The organism is Micromonospora sp. NPDC048830, from assembly GCF_043198215.1.
Taxonomy (GTDB): Bacteria; Actinomycetota; Actinomycetes; order Mycobacteriales; family Micromonosporaceae; genus Micromonospora.
The window spans coordinates 66,368-85,965 of record NZ_JBICUP010000003.1; the positions used below are offsets into that span (position 1 = coordinate 66,368).

Annotated in this window: 15 protein-coding genes; 5 read left to right on the forward strand and 10 right to left on the reverse strand. The window is 67.4% G+C overall.

The window, feature by feature from the left end; genetic code table 11:
- Window positions 1–15: 15 nt before the first annotated feature.
- The 3 genes from ACGFIZ_RS04480 to ACGFIZ_RS04490 all read right to left on the reverse strand — a co-directional run bounded on the left by ACGFIZ_RS04480 (window position 16) and on the right by ACGFIZ_RS04490 (window position 3,497).
- Window positions 16–1,275, reverse strand: coding sequence for an ABC transporter substrate-binding protein (locus ACGFIZ_RS04480; RefSeq protein WP_393415749.1), 1,260 nt, complete (start codon window positions 1,273–1,275; stop codon window positions 16–18).
- Window positions 1,276–1,295: 20 nt separating this feature from the next.
- Window positions 1,296–2,348 (reverse strand): glycoside hydrolase family 172 protein, encoded by a 1,053-nt coding sequence (locus ACGFIZ_RS04485; RefSeq protein ID WP_393415751.1) that lies wholly within the window; start codon window positions 2,346–2,348, stop codon window positions 1,296–1,298.
- Between the two features lie 93 nt (window positions 2,349–2,441).
- On the reverse strand, window positions 2,442–3,497 hold the full coding sequence (locus ACGFIZ_RS04490) for a LacI family DNA-binding transcriptional regulator (RefSeq protein WP_393415753.1): 1,056 nt from the start codon (window positions 3,495–3,497) through the stop codon (window positions 2,442–2,444).
- A gap of 183 nt (window positions 3,498–3,680) precedes the next feature.
- Here ACGFIZ_RS04490 and ACGFIZ_RS04495 point away from each other — a divergent pair, with 183 nt between their 5' ends.
- Window positions 3,681–4,151, forward strand: a complete 471-nt coding sequence (locus ACGFIZ_RS04495; protein WP_393415755.1) for a hypothetical protein — start codon at window positions 3,681–3,683, stop codon at window positions 4,149–4,151.
- An 838-nt stretch (window positions 4,152–4,989) separates the two neighbouring features.
- Here ACGFIZ_RS04495 and ACGFIZ_RS04500 read toward each other — a convergent pair.
- The 7 genes from ACGFIZ_RS04500 to ACGFIZ_RS04530 form a co-directional block, all read right to left on the reverse strand.
- Window positions 4,990–5,952, reverse strand: a complete 963-nt coding sequence (locus tag ACGFIZ_RS04500) for a carbohydrate kinase (protein ID WP_393415757.1) — start codon at window positions 5,950–5,952, stop codon at window positions 4,990–4,992.
- Window positions 5,949–7,055 (reverse strand): glycoside hydrolase family 172 protein, encoded by a 1,107-nt coding sequence (locus tag ACGFIZ_RS04505; protein ID WP_393415758.1) that lies wholly within the window; start codon window positions 7,053–7,055, stop codon window positions 5,949–5,951. Before ACGFIZ_RS04505 ends, ACGFIZ_RS04500 begins: the two co-directional genes overlap by 4 nt.
- Before the next feature lie 17 nt (window positions 7,056–7,072).
- Entirely contained in the window at window positions 7,073–8,566 is a 1,494-nt protein-coding gene (locus ACGFIZ_RS04510; RefSeq protein ID WP_393415760.1) for a glycoside hydrolase family 32 protein, read from the reverse strand.
- A gap of 58 nt (window positions 8,567–8,624) precedes the next feature.
- Window positions 8,625–10,058, reverse strand: coding sequence for a GH32 C-terminal domain-containing protein (locus tag ACGFIZ_RS04515; RefSeq protein ID WP_393415761.1), 1,434 nt, complete (start codon window positions 10,056–10,058; stop codon window positions 8,625–8,627).
- 25 nt (window positions 10,059–10,083) lie between these two features.
- Window positions 10,084–11,304, reverse strand: a complete 1,221-nt coding sequence (locus ACGFIZ_RS04520; protein WP_393415763.1) for an ABC transporter permease — start codon at window positions 11,302–11,304, stop codon at window positions 10,084–10,086.
- Window positions 11,305–11,318: 14 nt separating this feature from the next.
- Entirely contained in the window at window positions 11,319–12,302 is a 984-nt protein-coding gene (locus ACGFIZ_RS04525) for an ABC transporter permease (protein WP_393415765.1), read from the reverse strand.
- 62 nt (window positions 12,303–12,364) lie between these two features.
- Entirely contained in the window at window positions 12,365–14,218 is a 1,854-nt protein-coding gene (locus ACGFIZ_RS04530; protein ID WP_393415766.1) for an ABC transporter substrate-binding protein, read from the reverse strand.
- Between the two features lie 588 nt (window positions 14,219–14,806).
- On the opposite strand from ACGFIZ_RS04530, the gene ACGFIZ_RS04535 reads away from it, so the two are divergent.
- From ACGFIZ_RS04535 to ACGFIZ_RS04550, 4 genes are all read left to right on the forward strand, one after another.
- On the forward strand, window positions 14,807–15,811 hold the full coding sequence (locus ACGFIZ_RS04535) for a LacI family DNA-binding transcriptional regulator (protein ID WP_393415768.1): 1,005 nt from the start codon (window positions 14,807–14,809) through the stop codon (window positions 15,809–15,811).
- 74 nt (window positions 15,812–15,885) lie between these two features.
- Window positions 15,886–16,905: an ABC transporter ATP-binding protein gene (locus ACGFIZ_RS04540; protein ID WP_393415770.1), complete on the forward strand. Its 1,020-nt coding sequence runs from the start codon at window positions 15,886–15,888 to the stop codon at window positions 16,903–16,905.
- Complete coding sequence (locus ACGFIZ_RS04545; RefSeq protein ID WP_393415772.1) at window positions 16,886–17,953, forward strand: ABC transporter ATP-binding protein; 1,068 nt, start codon at window positions 16,886–16,888, stop codon at window positions 17,951–17,953. Before ACGFIZ_RS04540 ends, ACGFIZ_RS04545 begins: the two co-directional genes overlap by 20 nt.
- A 16-nt stretch (window positions 17,954–17,969) precedes the next feature.
- Window positions 17,970–19,430 (forward strand): glycoside hydrolase family 32 protein, encoded by a 1,461-nt coding sequence (locus ACGFIZ_RS04550; RefSeq protein WP_393415774.1) that lies wholly within the window; start codon window positions 17,970–17,972, stop codon window positions 19,428–19,430.
- Window positions 19,431–19,598: the final 168 nt, after the last annotated feature.

Consider the following 19,598-nt stretch of genomic DNA (forward strand, 5'->3'; position numbering starts at 1 on the left):
ACCGCCGGCGGAGGTCTAGTCGCCCAGCGCGCGGTCGATGTCTTTGGCGGCTTGGTCGAGGGCTTCCTGTGCTGTCTTCTGGTTGGAGTAGACCTCGGACAGGGCCTTGACGACGATCGTCGAGACGTCTGTGTACTGCGCGGGTGCCTGGATCGCCTTCGCGGTGTCTGCGCTGTCGGGGAAGATAGCGCCGTTCGCCGGTGGCGATACCGTCGTGACGGCGGCCATGACATCGCGCCGTGACGGGATGGAGTCCGTTGCGAGGAACGTCTTCTGCGCGTACTCACTGGCCGACAGCCACATCGCGAACCTTTGCGCCTCCTGCGGATGCTTGCTCGTCTTCAGGACGGGGAAGGCGCCCGTGCCGAAGGCGACCGTCTGCGTCTGGAACTTCGGCAGGTACTGGACGTCGAAGGTAGTGAAGTTGTTCTGCGCGTAGCCGGCGACGGGCCACCTGCCCGCGGGGTACATGGCCAGTTTGCCGGCCATGAACAGCCGCCCGGCGTCGACGTTGGGGCCGGGAACTGGTGACACCTTGTAGGTGTGGACGAGGTCGTGCATGAACTCGACGACGTCAACGGCGTTCGGCTGGTTGATGGTGGCCTTGGTCATGTCGTCGTTGAGGACGCTGGCGTTGTTGCTGTAGAGGAAGCCGGTGGTCAGGAAGTAGTCGTTGGGCACCATGAACCCGTACTGTTGCTGGCCGTTGACGGTTTTGGTCAGCATCCGCGCCGCGTTGAGGAAGTCGTCCTTGGTCCAGTCCTTCGTGGGCATCGCGACGCCGGCCTCCTTGAACAGGGCCGTGTTGACGTGCATGACGACGTTGTTCCAGTCGAACGCGTAACCATACGTCTTGCCGTCGATGGTGAACGGCGCCTGGATCTTGGGATGAACCTGGTCGAGGCCCAGCGACGTGACGTATTCGCCGTGCTGGGCGGCGTAGTCGTCGAACGGCATGGCGAGGTCGTCGTCGACGAACTGTCGGATGCCTTCTACCGCGAGGCGTAGCAGGTCTGGCGCGTTGTCGGCGGCGACCATGGTCTTGACCTTGGTGATGTAGTCCGACCAGCTCGTGAACGGGATGAACACGTACTCGACGGACACGTCGGGGTTGGATTTCTGGTACTCCCGGACGAGGGTGTCGAGCTTGGCCTGGGCATTGGGGTCACTCGGGTATGCCAGGGTCAGGGTGACCTTGCCGTCGGACTCGGACGGGTCGGCGCCGCAACCCGCAGCACCGGCTACGAGGAGGGCCGCGAGGGCGGCGGCGAGCATCTTTCGGAACACCGTTTCTCCTACTGGCTGGGGTGGGTCGCGGAGGCTAGGTCGCGGACGCGGTCTGCCGCGGGAGGCAGCGGCGCCACGCGGGTCGGTGTGGTCTGGTACCAGAAGGCGACGGCGCTGTAGTCGTCGCTGCGTTCGAACAGGCAGAGGTCGGAATCCTCGTCGGTGCCCACGGCGCGGTACAGCAGGGCGGGATCGCCCAAGACCTTGAGCGCGGCGGGCCGGTCGCCAGCACCGAGTTGCTGGATGGTGACCCGCAAGCCGGACTGGAAGTAGATCGGGTCCGGTACGTGGAACCGGTAGAGCGAGTAGAAGCCGGCGTCGTCGTCGATCAGCGGCGCACCCTGGAAGGGGCTGGCGATTTCCGGTGTGCCCCATGCGCTGCCGATGTAGTCTTCTGTCCCGGTACCGCAGATGGTGGGGAAGTCCTCCCCGTCGAGGAAGAACTTGACTTCCCCTTCGCCCCACCATTCGTGCCTGTGCGGGTAGAGGTTGCGGATACCGAGAACGACGCCGAGAAAAACACCCGGCCCGCCGGTGGTGTCGAGGATCAGGAAGTCCTCGCCCAGCGGCACCGGGTTCTCGCGCCGGAACGATGCGTGGAACAGACCGGCCGACGTGAGGTCGTCACCGATCGTGTAGTCGATCTGGTAGAAGAACATCGCCACGTCGGTCGCCGACTCGTTGGTGACGGTGATCCGTGCCGCGTCATGAAACGGCATGGGGATCCAGCAGTTGAAGCCGGTCCCACCCTGCATGGCCACACAGGCGGTCTCGAAAGGCCGCTGCTGTCCATGCGCGAGACCGAAGAAGTCACCGATCGGCACCTCGACGCTCGGATAGCCAGACCCGTCCCAGTACATCCGCACGATGACGTTGCGGAGATGGTCGGCGTTACCAGGCGGGAGGGTGCACCAGATCCGCCGAACGACTCCGGGACCGGATGCGTCGAGGAGCGTGACCGTCTCTCCTCGCCCTAGCGGCTCGATACAGGGCCTTCCCTTGCGTCCGTTGTTGGCGCGTCCACCGCTCCCCGGCTTGCCGGTCGGATTCTCGGCCGTCACGGAACGTGAACTAACATTTCTGGACAGTTTGTACATATCGTCTCCCAAAGTGTCGAAACGACCGCCCGGGCCGGCCCGGCGGCGAAAGGGCGACTAGGCGTGCTGGCGGCGAAGGCGTGACACGTTCGGTGTCTGGACCGAACCGCGTCGGATCAACGGCGCGGGCATCACTCGAATGCGTGGCTGCGGGTCGTCGTCGCCGCTGAGCCGGCGGAGTACGGCTTGAGCAGACCAACGGCCCATCTCGAAGTGGGGTAGCTGGATGGTAGTCAGCGGCGGCGCCAACGAGTCCGCGACGAACTCCTGATTGTCGAAGCCCACGATGGACAGGTCGCTCGGAACGCCCAAGTCCAGTGCACGCGCCGCGCGGTAGGCGCCCATCGCGATCCGGTCGCTGAAACAGAACAGGCCGGTTGGTCGGTCCGGGCGCCGGAGCAGATGGGCAGCAGCGTTCGCCCCATGCGGTGCGGTGTTGTCGTCCGCCGCGACAATCAGCGACTCGTCGACGTCGAGTCCGGCGTCGCGGTGCGCGGCAATGTAGCCGGCCAGGCGACCACGCGTCGCCGGAACGTCATCGCGCTGCGTGCAGAACCCGATACGGCTATGGCCGGCACGGATCAGCTCCTCGACCGCCGCGCGTGCGCCGCCCACCTCGTCGGGAACCACCCAATCGATGGCGCGTCCGTCATCCTCATTCGCCGGGCGGCCGTCGAGGATGACGACGGGCAACCCGGCAGGGAGCGGCGGAAGCTGCACCTCCCGGTGGTACATGCACGCGTAGACCAGCGCATCGATGTGGCGTTGCGTCAGCGCCTGGATGGCCGGGGCGTCCAACGCGTGGTCGCCGCCCGTGTCAATGCTCAGCAACAGGTAGCCCCTGTTCCAAGCCTCCTGTTGGGCGCCGGCCAACAGCTGACCGGCGAACGGCGTGCTGGCCACCGCGTCGGACAGCAGCCCGATCGTGTGGGTCCGACGCGTCTTCAAACCGCGAGCGATCAGGTTGGGAACGTAGCCGAGCTCCGCGGCCGCACGCTGCACGGCAGCACGAACCAACGGTGTCACCCGACCGGCATCACGGCCGGCCAGGACCATCGACACCGTCGCCACCGAGACACCAGCACGAACCGCGACATCCTTCTGCGTCGCCATCCGCGTCACCTCCCAGCCCTGCACACGACCACCAGTGGACACGACCTGCCGCCGACAGGGCGTGGCTCGCCCGTTCGCCCAGGCACACCCCACGGAACGTCGGCGTGTTCTCGCCTCATCGACGACCGGCCGCCACCCGGCGCCTCATCCGGTTCGTGACCGAGGCGCGCCGATGTGGCGAGGGTGACCTTCGTTAAACGACTAACGGAAGTGGAGCACACGACCCGGCCGCGTGTAAACAGCTCGTGGCAAATCTGTGACATTTCGAGGCCTCAGGCCGTTGGCCTGCGCGGATGCGGGTCACACAAGACCTGTGGTGAGTCTCTCGTCGACGTGGTGGTGGTCCGCCACGGTCAGGCCAAGAACGAGCAACCCGGCGGCAGCCCACTCAACGTGGCGGTCGGCCTCGCGGCGACCTTCGCCACCCGAGTGGGTCTCGACGCCCGCGGGCGACGGCTGGTCGCATACCTCCAACGCGAGAACATCGGGCTGCTCGGCGACCCGGTGTCGTCGTCGCCGACCAGCGTCACGCTCGCACATGTCGACGATCACGGAGTCGCGACATGCCAGTTCGACATCACCTGGGACCTTCCACCGACCACTCTGCCGCCCTCAACCATCCTGATGCACACACTGGGTCGCAGGCCACCATGATCGCATCTGCGCGACGGCAGTCCTCGATCTGATGCGCACCGCGTTCCCGAACGTGATCGTTTCCTACGACCCGAACGTGCGGCCTTCATTGACCCGGGCGCTCGCCGACGTGGAACGCGCTGCGACGCACGCCCACATCGTGAGGGCGTCCTGCGACGACCTGGAGTACCTCTACCCGGCGAGGCCTCGGACGCCGTCGCCCGCCACTGGCTTACCCTCGGACCCGTCATCGTCGCCATCCCGTTGGGAGCCGCCGGCCAAGCCCCGATGGCCCGGCAGGGCACGTTGAGACGTCCCGACGAGGTTGACCCCCACGACAGCCCGGAACGCGTCCAGCGGGAGTGGCCCACGCCTGCCGAGAAACGTCCCGAGGTGGGTGACGCCGGTACACCGCCACGGCACGCAGCGGTCCCATCCCAGCGCCCGTGGTCACCCGGCCGCTCCATGTCCCGCTCGACCGTCACGTCAGTTGGGCAGGAAATGGCCCACGGTCCGAGTTTCCCGGCGGTACGGGCGCCGGGCGAGCCGCGGAGGTCGGGCAGCACCATTGACGCGTAGTAGTCGACCGGATTCCCGCCCCGGCCCCCCGGTCACCGAACACGTACTGCTCACCGGTCAGCGCCGCCGCAGCACCCGACCCGATGGCCAGTCCGGCCGCTGCCTCGGCCCGTGCACGGTGACGTACCGCAACGCCAGGACCGACAACACGCTGCCCGACCGCTGGCGAGCACGAACTGGACACCCCCGCCTGGCCCAGCCCCGACGGCATCGACGCAGACTGACCTGGTTATGCGCAGGAACCGGACTGGCCTGCACGCCGCTCGGGCACGGTGTCGGCTCAGGACGACCGGTCTGCCGCCGAGGGGGCCCACCGATCGGTGCCGTGAAAGAAGGGGTCGAGTTCGGCCAGGGTTGGGGGGTCGGCTCCGGGTCGTGTGCAGGTGATCGCGGCGGCCGCGGCGCTGCGGGTGAGCACTGCGTGCAGCGTTTGTGGCACGGCGTGGGTCAGGGCCTGGTGGTCGAGGAGCCCCTGCCGGTGCAGGCCGTCGGCCAGGGCTGCCATGAAGGAGTCGCCGGCTCCGACGGAGTCGACGACGCGGACACGGGGGGCGCCGGTGCGGATGGTGGCGTTAGCGGTGGTGGCATACGCGCCGTCGGCGCCCTGCGTGACGACGACGAGAGCAGGGCCCGCGGCGAGCCACCGGGCGGCCGCGTCCTCGATGCTGGTGTCGGGGTAGAGCCAGGCGAGGTCCTGATCGCTGGCTTTGACGATGCCGGCGGCGGCGACGAGCTCCTCGACGCGGCGCCGGGCGGCGTGCGGTGGGCCCATGAGCGCGGGCCGGCAGTTGGGGTCGAACGAGGCCAGGACTCCGGCTCGGCCGAGCCAGGTGCGCACGGCGGTCGCGCCGGGTTCGAGGAACGCGCCGAGGGAGCCGACGTGAGCGTGGGTGACGCCGTGGGGTGTGCTCACGGTGTCGACCTGCCACTGGACGTCGAACCGGTAGTGGGGCTGCCCATCGGGGTCGACGTGAGTGTAGGCCGCGCTGGTGGGCAGCTCGGCCGTGGCGGCCTGGTGGATGGTGACGCCGTTGGCGGCCAGGTGGTGGCGCAGCAGGTCGCCGCGGGCGTCGGCGCCGATCTGGGTGAGCAGCGTCGCGGCGTTGCCGAGGCGGGCGAGGCCGACGGCGACGTTGGCGGGGGATCCGCCAGGCAGTTCACGGGTCTGCCCGTCGCCGGTGGTGACGACGTCGACGATGGCTTCTCCGACTACGGCGAAGCGGGCCGCGCTGGGCGTGTTCACCGTGGCGTCCGGTCGTCGCGTGACGGAAAAGCAGGGAACGGCGTGTGTGGTTCGTGTTGATACCAGTACGCGACGGAGGACACGTCGTCGCTGCGTTCGAAGATTCCGGGGCCGACCTGGCCGATCTGTTGCAGGGTCACCCGCAGGTCGGTGGTGAAGTGGATCGGGTCGGGTAGGTGCCACCGGTAGAGGCCGTGGCTGGGTGCCATCGCGGTGGCGTACACGCTCTGCCGGGAGGGGTCGTTGGTGAGCCGTTGGGGGTAGCCGCAGAAGGGTGCGTTGAAGGTGAGCACCTGCGGTTCGTGGTCGGCGCTGAGCCGGTCTTGGAAGGCCCAGGCCCCGCCGGCGTAGTCCTCGGTGCCGGTTCCGCAGATCGTCGGGTATTCCTCGTCTCCGTCGAGGTAGAACTTCACCTCTCCCTCGCCCCACCAGTGGCGCTGCAGGGCCGTGATGGCGAGGTAGGTGCCGACGTACGCGCCGCGACCGGTGACGTTGTCCAGGATGGTGTAGTCGCGGCCAGCGGTGGTGGGGTTCTGGCGGCGCCACTGGGCATGGAACCTGCCGGTCTGCTCGTCGATGTGGTCGGAGAGTTCGTAATCGATCTGGAAGAAGAACCCGTCGACGTCGACGGGGTGCTCATTGGTGACGGTCAGCCGCGCGTTGGTGCCGAACGGCATGGGGAAGTAGCAGTTCATTCCGCCGGTGGGTGCCACGAGGATGGGCAGGGAGGTGACGAGGGCGCGGGCGCCGAATCCGCAGCAGAAGAAGTCACCGATCGGGACTTCCACCGACGGCTCGGTTTCGCCGTCCCAGTAGGCGCGCAGGACGATGTCGCGCAGGACGAACCCGACCGCGTCGGTGTGGTCCGGGAAGGTGAACCACAGGTGGGTGATCCGGCCGGGTCCGTCGATGTCGGCCAGCGTGGTGGTCTGGCCGGCGGGAAGGGTCAGGCAGGGCCGGCCCTTTCGCCCTGGGCCGAGCATCGACGCGGTGCGGCCGCCGGCGCCCTTGCCGCCGGTGGGATTTTCGGCGGTGATGGATCGGCTGCGAAGGCCGGGTTGGAGCCGGGGTGGCAGGAAACCGAAGGATGTGAGGTCGGGCATGGCTGTCTCCTGGGCGGTCAGGGGCGCAGGGCGCGGGGGGCGGTCCAGATGTCGGTCATGGTCCACGCGTCGAGGTGGTGGAGGTGCGCGCTGCCGCCGGTGGCGGTGATGGTGACGCCGAGGGCGTCGGGCCGGGTGGGGTAGACGCGGGCGGTCAGCGAGCGCCCGTTGGCGAAGATTTCCACCACGGAGTGGTCGATGAGGATCCGGAGGTCGACGGTGCCGTCGGCGTCCATCGGGAGGTGCCCGCGGATGGGTGTCGTATCGAGATCAGCCTGGCGGCTGCTGGCGGTGCGGTCGAGCCGGATCTCGTGGTTGGCGCGGTCGAGGGCGAGGACGGTGCGTTCGGCGCCGTCCGGGGTGCTGCGGATGGCGAGTTCGACTGCCGCGCCTTCGCTGATGGTGATCCGGGCTTCGATGTCGAGTTGGTCGCCGTGCACGTTCTCGAGCCAGCTGGTGTCCCCGGCGGTGAGCTGGTGCGCCGGGGTGCTGGCCCGCGTGCCGCGCAGCGTGGCGACTTCGGCGACGGGTGCCACGGAGAGGCGGCCGGCCGCGTCGAGCGACACCTGCCGGGGCAGGGACATGACGCCGGACCAGCCGGCCTCGACGGCCGCGGCGTCGGACCGTCCTTCCTGGATCCAGCCGAACATGATCCGGCGTCCGCGGTCGTCGCGCATGGTCTGGGGTGCGTAGAAGTACCGCTTGCCGAAGTCGAGTAGCGCGGGCGGATCAGCGGTGAAGTGGGTGTCGGCGTAGTGGCCGGTGTAGTAGACGGGATGGTGGGTGGTGCCATTGTCCCAGGCCGACAGGACGAGCACGTGACGGTCGGCGAGCGGGAACAGGTCGACGCACTCCCACATGGTGCCGGTCCACACCGGGTCGTGGGCGCCGGCGTCGCCGACGTGCAGTGGCCCATGGTACTGCCAGGTCCGCAGGTCAGGCGATGTGTAGAGGAGGGCGGCTCCGCCCACACCGCGGATGCCGGCGCCGATCAGCTGGTGCCACAGTCCGTTCTCCGACCACACACAGTGGTCGCGGAACGCGACCAGCGACAGCTCGGACGGGCGTTCGGTGATGACGGGGTTGGCGGGGTCCTTACGCCAGGTACGCAGTTCGGGGTCTCCGGTCGCAAGACAAGGGAGTTGTTCGCCGTTGCGGTTCCCCGAGTAGACGATGGTCGGCGTTCCGTCATGGTTGACGAGGATGCCGGACCAGCAGCCGTCGGCGTCCGGGCCGTCGCCCGGGGTCAGCGCGATTGGTTGATCGTGCCAATGGACGAGGTCGGCGCTGGTGGCGTGTCCCCAGTGGATATCGGCGTGGACGGCAGCATCAGGGTTGTACTGGTAGAACAGGTGGTACGTGCCGTTCCAGTGCGTCAAACCGTTGGGGTCGTTGAGCCATCCGCCGGGGGACAGAAAGTGAAACCTCGGCCGGTGGCGGTCGGTCCACGCGAGTTCTGCGAGATCGCGGGCTTCGCTGTGCTCGGTGGACGTCGGCCCGTCGTGCGTCATGAAACTAACCCGTCTGCTTGTCGTTGCGGTTGTTGGTCGGCTGCGGTGCGGGAACGTGTCACGAACCGGGGATTGGCCGCAGCGACAGGCCAGCAACGGTGACCGAGGAGCCGTCGGCGTACAGCCCGCACCGGCCGGCCGTGTTCGGATACAGCCGGGCGCTGAGCGCGACTGTGTCGTTGAGGTAGGCGACCACGGCTGTCTTGTCGACGATGACCCGCATCGTGACGGGCTGTCCGGGGCGGATGGGCAGTGGTCGGTCCAGTTCGGGCATGTGGTCCAGGTACCAGGAGCGGTAGCCGCCGACCTTGCCGAACTGGGCGGCCTGGTCCTCGGTGCTCAGGCGCAGGAAGTACCCGTTGTGCGCGCCGGTGTCGGTGTTGAGCAGGAGTCCCGCCTCGCCGCCGTCGCGTTCGAAGGTGATGGTCGCCTCCAGGACGTAGCTTTCCGGGGTGGCCGTGCCGACCGCCGTGCTGCGCGCGTAGCGGGCGTCCGCCCGGTATGTGCCGGCACTGCCCGTCCAGGCCGTGTCGTCGAGTGTGAGGTCGACGGGTACGGGTTCGCCGAAGGCGTGGTGCGCCTGCGGCGGCATCCGGACGGCGAGCGTGCCGTCGTCGTTCTGGAGGATTTCGTGGACGGTCAGGCAGCCGCCCCACTGCCACTCGCCGTTATCGGTGTTGCCCACTTTGCTGGGGTTCCAACCGAACAGGAATCGGCGCTCGCCGTCGCTGGCGGTCTTGGCCGCGTAGAAGGCGCGGTTGTCGAAATGGTTGTGTTTCGGCGCGGTCCACGGGCCGTCGAGAGAGCGGCTCATGACGTATCGGGTGGTGGTCCGGGTCGTGTACTCGGAGAAGACCAGGTAGTACCAGTCGCCGATGCGGAACAGGTCCGGGCATTCGTGGCCGTGGTAGCGGCCTGGCGCGTAGAACGGGTCCTCGACCGCCCAGTTCGTCAAGTCGTCGCTGGTGAGCAGAGCGGTGCATCCGCGGCTCGCGGTTGGTCCCTGAGCCAGCCGGGCGGCAAGGAGCATGTGGTAACGCCCGGTGTCGGGGTTACGGAAAACGAACGGATCGCGCCAGTCGTGTCGCTCGTAGCGGGACTCGTCGGCGTACCAGACTTCACCGGGCACCTTTTTCCAGGCCAGGAGGTCGTCGCTGACGGCGTGCATGACGGCTTGCTCCCGCTGGGTGTCGGTGCGGAATGCGGGGTTGATTCCGGTGTAGAAGATGTGGTGGCGGCCGGAGTCGTCGGTGTATACCGAGCCGGTGGCCACCGCAGGGTCCTGGTCGTTGTCGGTGCCCTTCGGCAGTGCCTCACCGTGGTCGTCGAAGTGCACGAAGTCGGTGGTCGAGACGTGATGCCAGGGGCTGCCGAAGCGGTGCGAGTCAGGGTCGCGGTAGTCGCGCAGGTAGAAGATGTGGTATCTGCCCTCGTAGAAGTAGGGGATGCAGTCGCCGATTACGCCGAAGCGGGGCTTGTAGAAGAATCTCACCGGTGGCCTTTCGCGCAGAGGGTGTCTAGCGGGAGTACGGGTCGGCGGCGTCACGCAGCCCGTCGCCGACGAAGTTGAACAGGATGACCGCCACGACCAGGAACGCGGCGGGCGTCAGCAGCCACGGATAGTTGGCCACGACGGTCACGTCCTGGGCCTGCTGGAGCAGGGACCCCCAGCTGACGTCGGGTGCGGTGACGCCCAGGCCCAGGAAGCTCAGTGTCGTCTCGCCCAGGATCATGCTGGGTACGGCGATCGTGATGTGCACGACGAGGTAGCTGGTCAAAGCCGGCAGCAGATGGCGGCCGATGATGGACAGGTGCCCTGCGGACGAGACCCTCGCCGCCGTGACGTAGTCCTCCTCGCGCAGCGATATGACCTTGCCGCGCACCACACGCGCGAGTCCGGTCCAGCCGACCAGGGACAGGATCAGGGTGATCGCGAAATAGGTCTGGACTCCGGACCAGCCCGGGGGGATCGCCGCCGACAGCGCCATCCAGAGCGGGATCAGGGGGACGCTGATGATGAAGTCGATGGTGCGTTGGATCACCGCGTCGACCCGTCCGCCGAAGTAGCCCGACAGCCCACCGAGGAAGACCCCAAGGACGAAGCTGACGAGCACGCCGGCGAATCCCACCAGCAGTGACACCCGGGACGCGTGCAGGACGCGGGAGAACAGGTCCCGGCCGAGGTGATCGGCTCCCAACAGCAGGACGGGGTGGCTGTCGTCGCCGGTGCCGAAGAGCTTGCGGTCCATCGGAACGACGCCGGCGAGCTTGTACGGGTCGGTCTTGACCCACAGCTTGACCGGGTAGCGCCGCGATGTGTCCGCGACCGCCTCGTACTCGAAGGTGTCCGGGTTGAGCGTGACGCGTTCGCCGTAGATGAACGGCGCCTGCATCTTCCCCTCGTGGAACAGGTGGATGCGTGTCGGGCTCGCGTAGGTGGCGTCGGGGAAGCGATCGAGTTTCCCGTACGGCGCCACGAACTCGGCCAGCAGCGCGACACCGTACAGTCCGACGAGTAGCAGCAGGCTCACGACGGCAAGACGGTGCCGTTTGAACCGGGCCCACACCAGCCGGCGCTGTGACGCCTCGGACAGCCGCCGCTCGGCACGGGGTCCACGTTTGCGGGCTCGCTGGTATCGGCGCAGCAGTTGTTCGCCGCGCGTGTTGGTGTAGTGGCGTTGGGGCTGGGGGTGTGTCACGGTCGGGGTCGCCGCCGGCGTGCTGTCGGTCCTGCTCATGTCGTCACCGCCGCTCACTCGTACCGGATGCGGGGATCGAGGACCGCGAGCAGGATGTCGGACAGCAGAGTCCCGGCGACGGTGAGCGCGCTCAGCATCATGACCAGGGCTCCGGTCAGGTACATGTCCTGGGAGAGGATCGCGTCCAGCAGGACCGGTCCGGTCGTCGGGAGGTTGAGCACCTTCGAGACGACGACTTCACCGCCCACGACCGCGGGCAACATCCAACCGATCGTGCTGATCAGTGGATTGAGGGCCACCCGGACCGGATACCGCAGGATCAGCTTGCCCTCCGGCAGGCCCTTGGCGCGTGCGGTCGTGACGTACTGCTTCTTGAGCTCGTCGAGCAGCGATGCGCGCAGGACCCGGCTGACCCCAGCCGCGCTGGTCACGGCCAGCACGACCAACGGCAACCACAGGTTCTTGAGCATGTCGACGGCCTTGCCCACTGACCACGGGGCCGAGCGGTACTCCGGCGAGTTGATGCCGGTGACCAGCCAGCCGGTCTTGTCGTAGACCACGTACATCAGGACCAGGGCCAGCAGGAACCCCGGGATGGCCAGCCCGAGGAAGCTCAGGAACGTGAAGGCATGGTCCCAGACGGAGTACTGCCGGCGTGCCGACAGGATGCCGATGGGGATGGCGATGAGCCAGGTCAACAGGATCGCCGCCAACGCGATCGCCATCGTGCGCGGAACGCGCTCGGCGAGGATGTCGGCAACCGGACGGTCGTAGAGGAACGAGTTGCCGAAGTCGCCGCGCAGGACGTGCCCCATCCAGACCCCGTACTGGACTGGGAAGGGCTCGTCCAACCCGTACTGCTTCTCGATGGCGGCTCTCTCCTGCGCGTTGACCGTACCGCCCTGCTGCTGCAGGTTCTGGACGTAGGTGTCCACGTAGTCGCCGGGTGGCAGCTGGATGATGGTGAACGACACGATTGAGATCAACGCCAGGAACGGGATGAAGATGAGCAGGCGCCGGATGATGTAGTGCAACACGGCTCAGTCCTAGGTTGTCGGCGCCTGGCCCCGGCGTAGCAGGGCCAGGCGGTTGACGTCGGCTACTGCTCGGCGAACCACATCGCCTCGGCGTTGATGTAGGTGTCCAGCTCGTACGGCGCGCCCTTCTGCGGCACGTTGCGCAGGCGCTTGTCCACGACATTGGGTGTGGTGCGCGTGCCGGTGGTGGGGATGAAGACGTAGTTGTCCTGCAGCCACCGCATCAGCTGGTCGTAAACCTGGCGGCCCTGCGCCGACTCCGGCGGGAACTGCTTGCGGGCGGTGTGCAGGTCGTAGAACGCCTTCAGATACGCCGGTGGTTGGCGACCCTCCTTGCCTCCGTTGATGTAGTAGGTCCATGTGGCCGGCGACCACGGCCCCTTGTGCACGGGTAGGTAGTCCTCGGAGATGCCGGACGGCCAGGCGGGTCCGTCGTTCCAGGCCAGGGAAGCCATCAGTTGGTTGGCGGCCTTGCGCTGGTCGAACAGCGTCGTGTCGACCCGGTCCAGGTCCACTCGGATGCCCACCGCCTCGATCTGCTCCTTGAGCAGCTCGGCGACCGGGGTGAAGTCGGCCGATGCGGCCGCGTACGTGATCCGCAGTGTGAACTGGCGGCCGTCGGGGCCGAGCCGGAATCCGTTGCCGTCGAGGCGGTTCATGCCTGCTTCGTCGAGTAGTCGCTTGGCCAAGGCCGGGTCATGGACCGTGTTGTTGAGCATCGGCGGGCCGTACTGGCCGAAGAAGACGGACTTGTTGACGCCGTCGGAGTCCATGGCGGCGGCCAGTGCCCGACCGAACCGGCGATCGGGGTCGGTGACCAGCTTCTGCCACCCGCTGCCCGTGGCCTTGTAGTCGTAGTCGTGGTTGAGGAACAGCAGCGGCGGGTTGTTGAACGACCCGGTCGTGAAGACGTTGAGGTTCGAGCGTTGTGCGTTCTGCAGGTAGACCGGCATCTTGGCGAGCGTCACCTCGCCGCCGGAGGCGACGCTGACCTGTCCGGCGAGGATCGCGTTGGTCTGCGCGTCGGTGTCCACGACGATGTTGTTGACGACCTTGTCGATGTAGGGCAGCTGCCGACCGGATGCGTCGACGTGCCAGAAGAAGGGGTTGCGCTCGTAGACCCGTCGGCTCTCGGTCGCCTCGGTCAGCACCCACGCGTTGAGTACCGGCAGCCCCATTGCCCGGGCCTCGCCGATCTCCCAGTGCGGCACGTCCTTGGACTGCAGCAGCTGGACCCAGCTGCTGCGCTTGTTCTCCTTGACGAGCCGTTCCAGCACGTCGGGTTTGGCGTACTTACGGTGGAACTGCTTGAGGTAGTGGGCGGGCTTGAAAATGATGTCGTAGTTCGGGATCCACGAGTTGAGCGAGGCGACGAAGAACCCGTAGGGCTTGCTGAACGCGAGCTCGAAGGTGTACTGGTCGATGACGTTGAGCTTGGCCGGTCCGAGGTTGGCGTCGCCCTGCGTGTAGAGGTCGGTCGGCCACGGCCGTTGCACGTCCGGGTCGCCATAGACGTCCTCGAACGTGAACCGGACATCGTCGGTGGTCACCGGCACGCCGTCGGACCAGCGAAGACCTTCCCGGATCGTGAAGCGGAACGTCGTGTAGTCGTCGGAGTGGGAGAACGCGCTCACGATGTTCGGCACGCTCGTCCCGGTCGTCTGGCTGGGTGAGCGCAGGATCGTCGAGCTGCCGGCGATGTTCACGAAACCGGTCGCGAAGGTCGCCGCACCGTTGAGCGTGCCGCCGTACCGGCCGTCCTGCCAGTCCATGTGCTCCTGCTGCAGCAGCACCCCGGGGCCGACGACGAACGGCTCCTTGGGCAGCCGCTCGTCGATCGGCGGCAGCTCGCCGGCGGCGACCTTGCCCGCCAGGGCCGGGGGCTCCAGGAACCCGCGGGCCGACGGAGTACCCACGCCATCGCTGCGTGACACAGCAGCCTGTGGGCCTTCCCCGGACCGCACCAGATACACGGCACCTGCCGCAACCACCACGGCAGCCGCGCCCCATATGACCAACCGCCTCGTTCTTCGGATCATCGCCTGGTTCAACTCCTCTCGCTGCCGACCACCGCAGTTGGGAAGCGGGGTGGCGGTGTGATCGGACAGCGGTCATCGCCGGCAGCCCGCCGACGCATCGAAGGCAAGGAAAGTGATGTCGCCGTGAGTGGCGACGGGCCAGCAGGGCATCCGCCTGGGGCCAGCAGGGCATCCGCCTGCGCAGATCGCCCGTGGAAGCGTGGGGTGTTTCGATTTAGTAAATGGATACACAGGCGGTGAACATGGTGTCAAGAGGTTGACGGGCTCGTTTCCAACTGATGACATGATCGGCCGGTGGTGCTGGCGCCCAGCTGCCCGGCGGGGCCGGCGCACCCTGGGTGCCCGGCCACGGAGCAACCTTGCCGACCGGTGTTGACACCGGATGCGCCTAGGTGAAACCTGTTAGTAAAACGATTGGAGGCGCGGATGCCGGCGAACCAACCCAAGCGGCCAACCATGGCACAGGTGGCACGGCTGGCCGGCGTGTCGCCCACAACTGTATCGTTCGTTATCAATGAGGACCCGCGTGGCAAGGCGGTGCCGGCCGCCACCCGGCTGCGGGTCGAGGAGGCGGTCCGGGCGCTCGGTTACCGACCCAACCACGCCGCCCGGCGGCTGCGGACGCAGCGGTCGGAAACGATTGCGTTCGTCACCGACGAGGTCGCGACGACCGCGTTCGCCGGCGACACGATCCGCGGTGCGCACGACGCCGCGTGGGCCCGGCACCACCTGCTGACCGTCTTGAACACGCAAGGCGCGCCCGAGGTGGAGGAGGCGTCGGTGGAGGCAGTGCTGAGCCGCGATGTCGACGGCGTCATCTTCGCGGCGATGTACACCCGGGAGGTTGCGCCTCCTCGAGGGCTCGAAGACGTACGGACAGTCCTGCTGAACTGCTTCGCGAACAGCAGTCGCTTCGCGTCCGTCGTTCCCGCGGAGATGGCCGGCGGCAGAGCCGCCACCCGCATCCTTCTGGAAGCAGGCCACCGGCGGGTCGGATTCGTCAACGGCCTGCCCACCACGTACGCGGCAAGTCGCCGGCTCGAAGGTTACCGACTGGCACTTCGGGACTACGGCGTCAGGTACGACGAAACGCTGGTCCGTCACGGTACCTACCGAGCCGACTCGGGTCACGCGCACGTCCGCGACCTGCTGCTCGCCGACGACCCGCCCACAGCGATCTTCTGCGCGAGCGACCGCATGGCGGTCGGCGCGTACTACGCCATCAAGGAACTCGGGCTCTCGATTCCCGGCGACGTCTCCGTCGTCGGGTACGACAACCAGATTGAACTCGCCGCGTACGCGAGCCCACCGCTGACGACGATCCAGCTGCCGCACTACGAGATGGGTCGCTGGGCCGCGGAGTACCTCCTCAACGCCGACCACGACGGCGACTCGGCCAGCCCCGTAATGCACGAGATCGACTGTCCGGCGGTCATCCGGGACTCGGTGGCGCCGCCCAGAACCGGCTGACCGGCCGCTTTCTTGTCGCGCAGCCGGCGGCGCGAGCCGTCGATGCGCGACGACCGGACCGCGAAGGACCCACTATGAACAGACTCGACGTCCGTGACCTGCGGACCTACTTCTTTCTCGACGAGGGGATCGTCAAAGCGGTCGACGGCGTCAGCCTGCACGTCGGCGACCAGGAAACCGTCGGCGTCATCGGCGAGTCCGGGTGCGGCAAGACCGCGATGGCCCACTCGTTGCTGCGCCTGACCACGCAGCCCGGCGAAGTCGTCCACGGCAACGCGATGCTGACCCGCAAGGACGGAAGCAGGGTCGACATTCTGGCGCTGCCGCCGGACTCACCGGACCTGCTCTCCATCCGCGGCAACGAGATCTCGATGGTCTTCCAGGAACCCATGACCAGCTTCTCACCGGTGCACACCATCGGCTTCCAGATCGGGGAGATGCTGGCCACCCACACAGACCTCGCGCCGGCCCGGATCCGTGAACGTGTCGGGGAGCTGATGGCCAGGGTGGGCATCTCCAACCCCCGGCAGCGGTTTGACGAGTACCCCCACCAGCTGTCGGGCGGGATGCGGCAGCGCGCCATGATTGCCATGGCACTCGCCGCCAAGCCCAAGATCATCATCGCGGACGAGCCGACGACGGCCCTGGACGTCACCGTCCAAGCCCAGATCCTCGACCTGCTCAAGCAACTGCAGCGCGAGGACGACATGTCCGCGCTCTACATCACCCACAACCTCGGTATCGTCGCCGAGGAGGTCGACCGCGTCTACGTCATGTACCTCGGCCGGGTCGTCGAGACCGTCTCGACCGACCGGCTGTTCGCCAGGCCGCTGCACCCGTACACCCAGAAGCTGCTGCGCTCGGTGCCCCAGCCCGGTCGCCGGGTCGAGCGGCTCGACGTTATCGAGGGCTCCGTGCCGGTCCCGATCGGGCTGCCGGTGCAGTGCGGCTTCTACGCACGGTGTCCCGCCGCGATGAAGGGCACGTGCGACACCGCCGTGCCCGCGTTGACCGAGGTCGAGCCCGGACACCAGGTCCGGTGCTTCCTGTACGGCCAGGAAACGGAGCCAAACGATGAGTGGACAGCACTCTGAGCCAACCGATGACCGGCAGGTGCTGGCGGTCAACGACCTGGCGAAGTACTTCCCCGTCCGCAAGGGGTTCTGGAAGCGCGCCGCCGGGCAGGTGTACGCGGTCGACGGAATCGACCTGCGGGTGAACGCGGGCGAGACCCTGGCGCTGGTCGGCGAGTCGGGGTCGGGGAAGACAACTCTTGGCCGGATGATCGTCCGGGCCATCGAACCCACCCGTGGGCAGGTCATGCTCAACACCGGCGGGACCGGGTGGACCGACCTCACGGCCCTGCGCGGCGAGCCGCTGCGTGCCGCCCGCCGACATTTCCACATGATCTTCCAGGATCCGCACTCGTCGCTCGACCCGCGGATGACGGTCTTCGACATTGTCAAGGAACCCCTCGTCCACAACAAGCTCGCTCGCGGCGACGAGGCGGTCGAGCGCGTCCGCCAGACCCTGGAAATGGTCGGACTCGGCAGCCAGCACCTGCACCGCTACCCGCACGCGTTCAGCGGTGGCCAGCGGCAACGCATCGGCATCGCCCGGTCCCTGGTGTCCAATCCACGCCTGATCGTCTGTGACGAGGCGGTCTCGGCGCTCGACGTCTCCATCCAGGCCCAGATCCTCAACCTCCTCAAGGACCTGCAGTCACAACTCGGCATGGCCTACCTGTTCATCGCACACGACCTCGCGGTCGTCGAGCACCTCTCGCACCGCGTCGCCGTCATGTACCTCGGGAGGATCGTCGAGCTGGCGGATACCGACGAGCTGTTCAGCGCTCCCCGTCACCCCTACACCGAGGCTCTCCTGTCCGCCGCCCCGGTCCCCGACCCGGGCCTCAAACGGGAGAGGATCGTCCTCCACGGTGAGGTCGCCAGTCCCTCCGACCCGCCCCGCGGCTGCCACTTCCACCCGCGCTGCCGCTACGCCACGGCCCTGTGCGGCCAGGAGACACCACAGTGGCGGCAGGTCGCCCAAAAACGCTACGTCGCCTGTCACCACGCCGACGCGCTCAGCCTCGTCGGCCTCGCGAACCGCAATGCCGAAAAGCCGGTGACGACACCCTGAAGGGCATCCACGACCGATGAAGGATTCATACCGGTGCGTGTACCACTTCACCGCCCCGGACGGATGGAAGAACGATCCTCAACGGCCGATCTTTCTCAACGGCCGCTACCACTACTACTACCTCTACAACGCCGACTACCCGCGCGCGACGGGTACCGCCTGGCGGTTGGCCACCACCACCGATAACGTCACGTTCCACGACGAGGGAGTCGCGATCCCCAAGCACACCCAACCCAACGGCGACGTCTGGTCCGGGTCACTGGTCGTTGACGAGGACGATTCCGGCGGGTTCGGCCCCGGCGCGGTCATCGCGTTGGCCACCCAGCCGGACCACGCCGGCGCGGACGGGCGACAGGCCCAGTTCCTGTGGCACTCCACCGACGGCGGCAAGACCTTCCAGCACTACAGCGACCAGCCGGTGCTACCCAACCCAAGCCAAGAGGACTTCCGCGACCCCAAGATCATCCGCGACGATGCGCGCCGTGCGTGGATCGTGCTCATCGCGGAAGGCGACCACATCGGCTTCTACCGCTCCACCGACCTGAAACGTTGGGAGCCACTGTCCCGCTTCGCCACCGCAGGAATCGGCATACTCGAATGCCCGGACCTCTTCCGCATCCAATCCACTGACGGCACCAGCAAGTGGATTCTGGGCGCCAGCGCGGACGGCAGACCGGCGGGCCTACCCAACACGTTCGCCTACTGGACCGGGACCTTCGACGGGGTGAGGTTCCACGCCGACGCCGCCCAACCGCAGTGGCTCGACCACGGGCACGACTGGTACGCGGCGGTGACGTGGGAACATCGCAGCGGCGGCGACGCGGACCCGCAAACCCGACTGGCGGTGGCCTGGATGAACAACTGGGCGTATCCCGACACCACACCGACATGGGAGCACGACGGATTTAACGGCACCGACTCCGTCGTCCGCGAGCTGCGCCTGCACCAGCAACCCGACGGCACGTATCGCCTTCATTCACGGCCGGTCCGGTCGCTCGACACCCTCGTGACCAACACCATTCACCTGCCCGATGCCTACGTCGAGAGCCAGCACCGGCTCGGCTTCCAAGCGACCGCGTACGAAATCTCCACGACCATAAGGTGGACTGGTCCTGCGCACGTCGGCCTCCACCTTCGCACATCGACCGACGGCACCCGCCACGCCACCGTCGGAGTCCGCGACGGGCACGTCTACACCAGTCGCCGACACACCGGCCGCCCCGACTCCACCGGCCGCCACCTCGACAGCCACAGCCCGCTCGCCGACGGCCAAACCGAGGTGCGGCTGAGAATTCTCATCGACCGGACGACCATGGAAGTATTCGTCGACGACGGCAGACACGTCCACTCCAACCAGATCTTCCCCCAGCCCGCCGACACCGGCGTCACCCTGTTCAGCGAAGGAACACCCGCCCGGTTCACCCACACCGTCATCCGTGAGATCGGCGAGCGCGACCCGCGCGGCTGTACAGCCTGATAGCGAACGAGCCGTTCGGAGGCTCCAACGGTCAGCAGCGCTGTCGCGGCTCGGCAGGCAGGACGTAGCCCCCTGCCTGCCGAGGCGGGAGTGTGGATTGCGTCGACTGCCCGAACGTCGACGAGAGCCGCAGAGCGCTCGCCACTGTCGCTGGTGATGCCGCCGCCC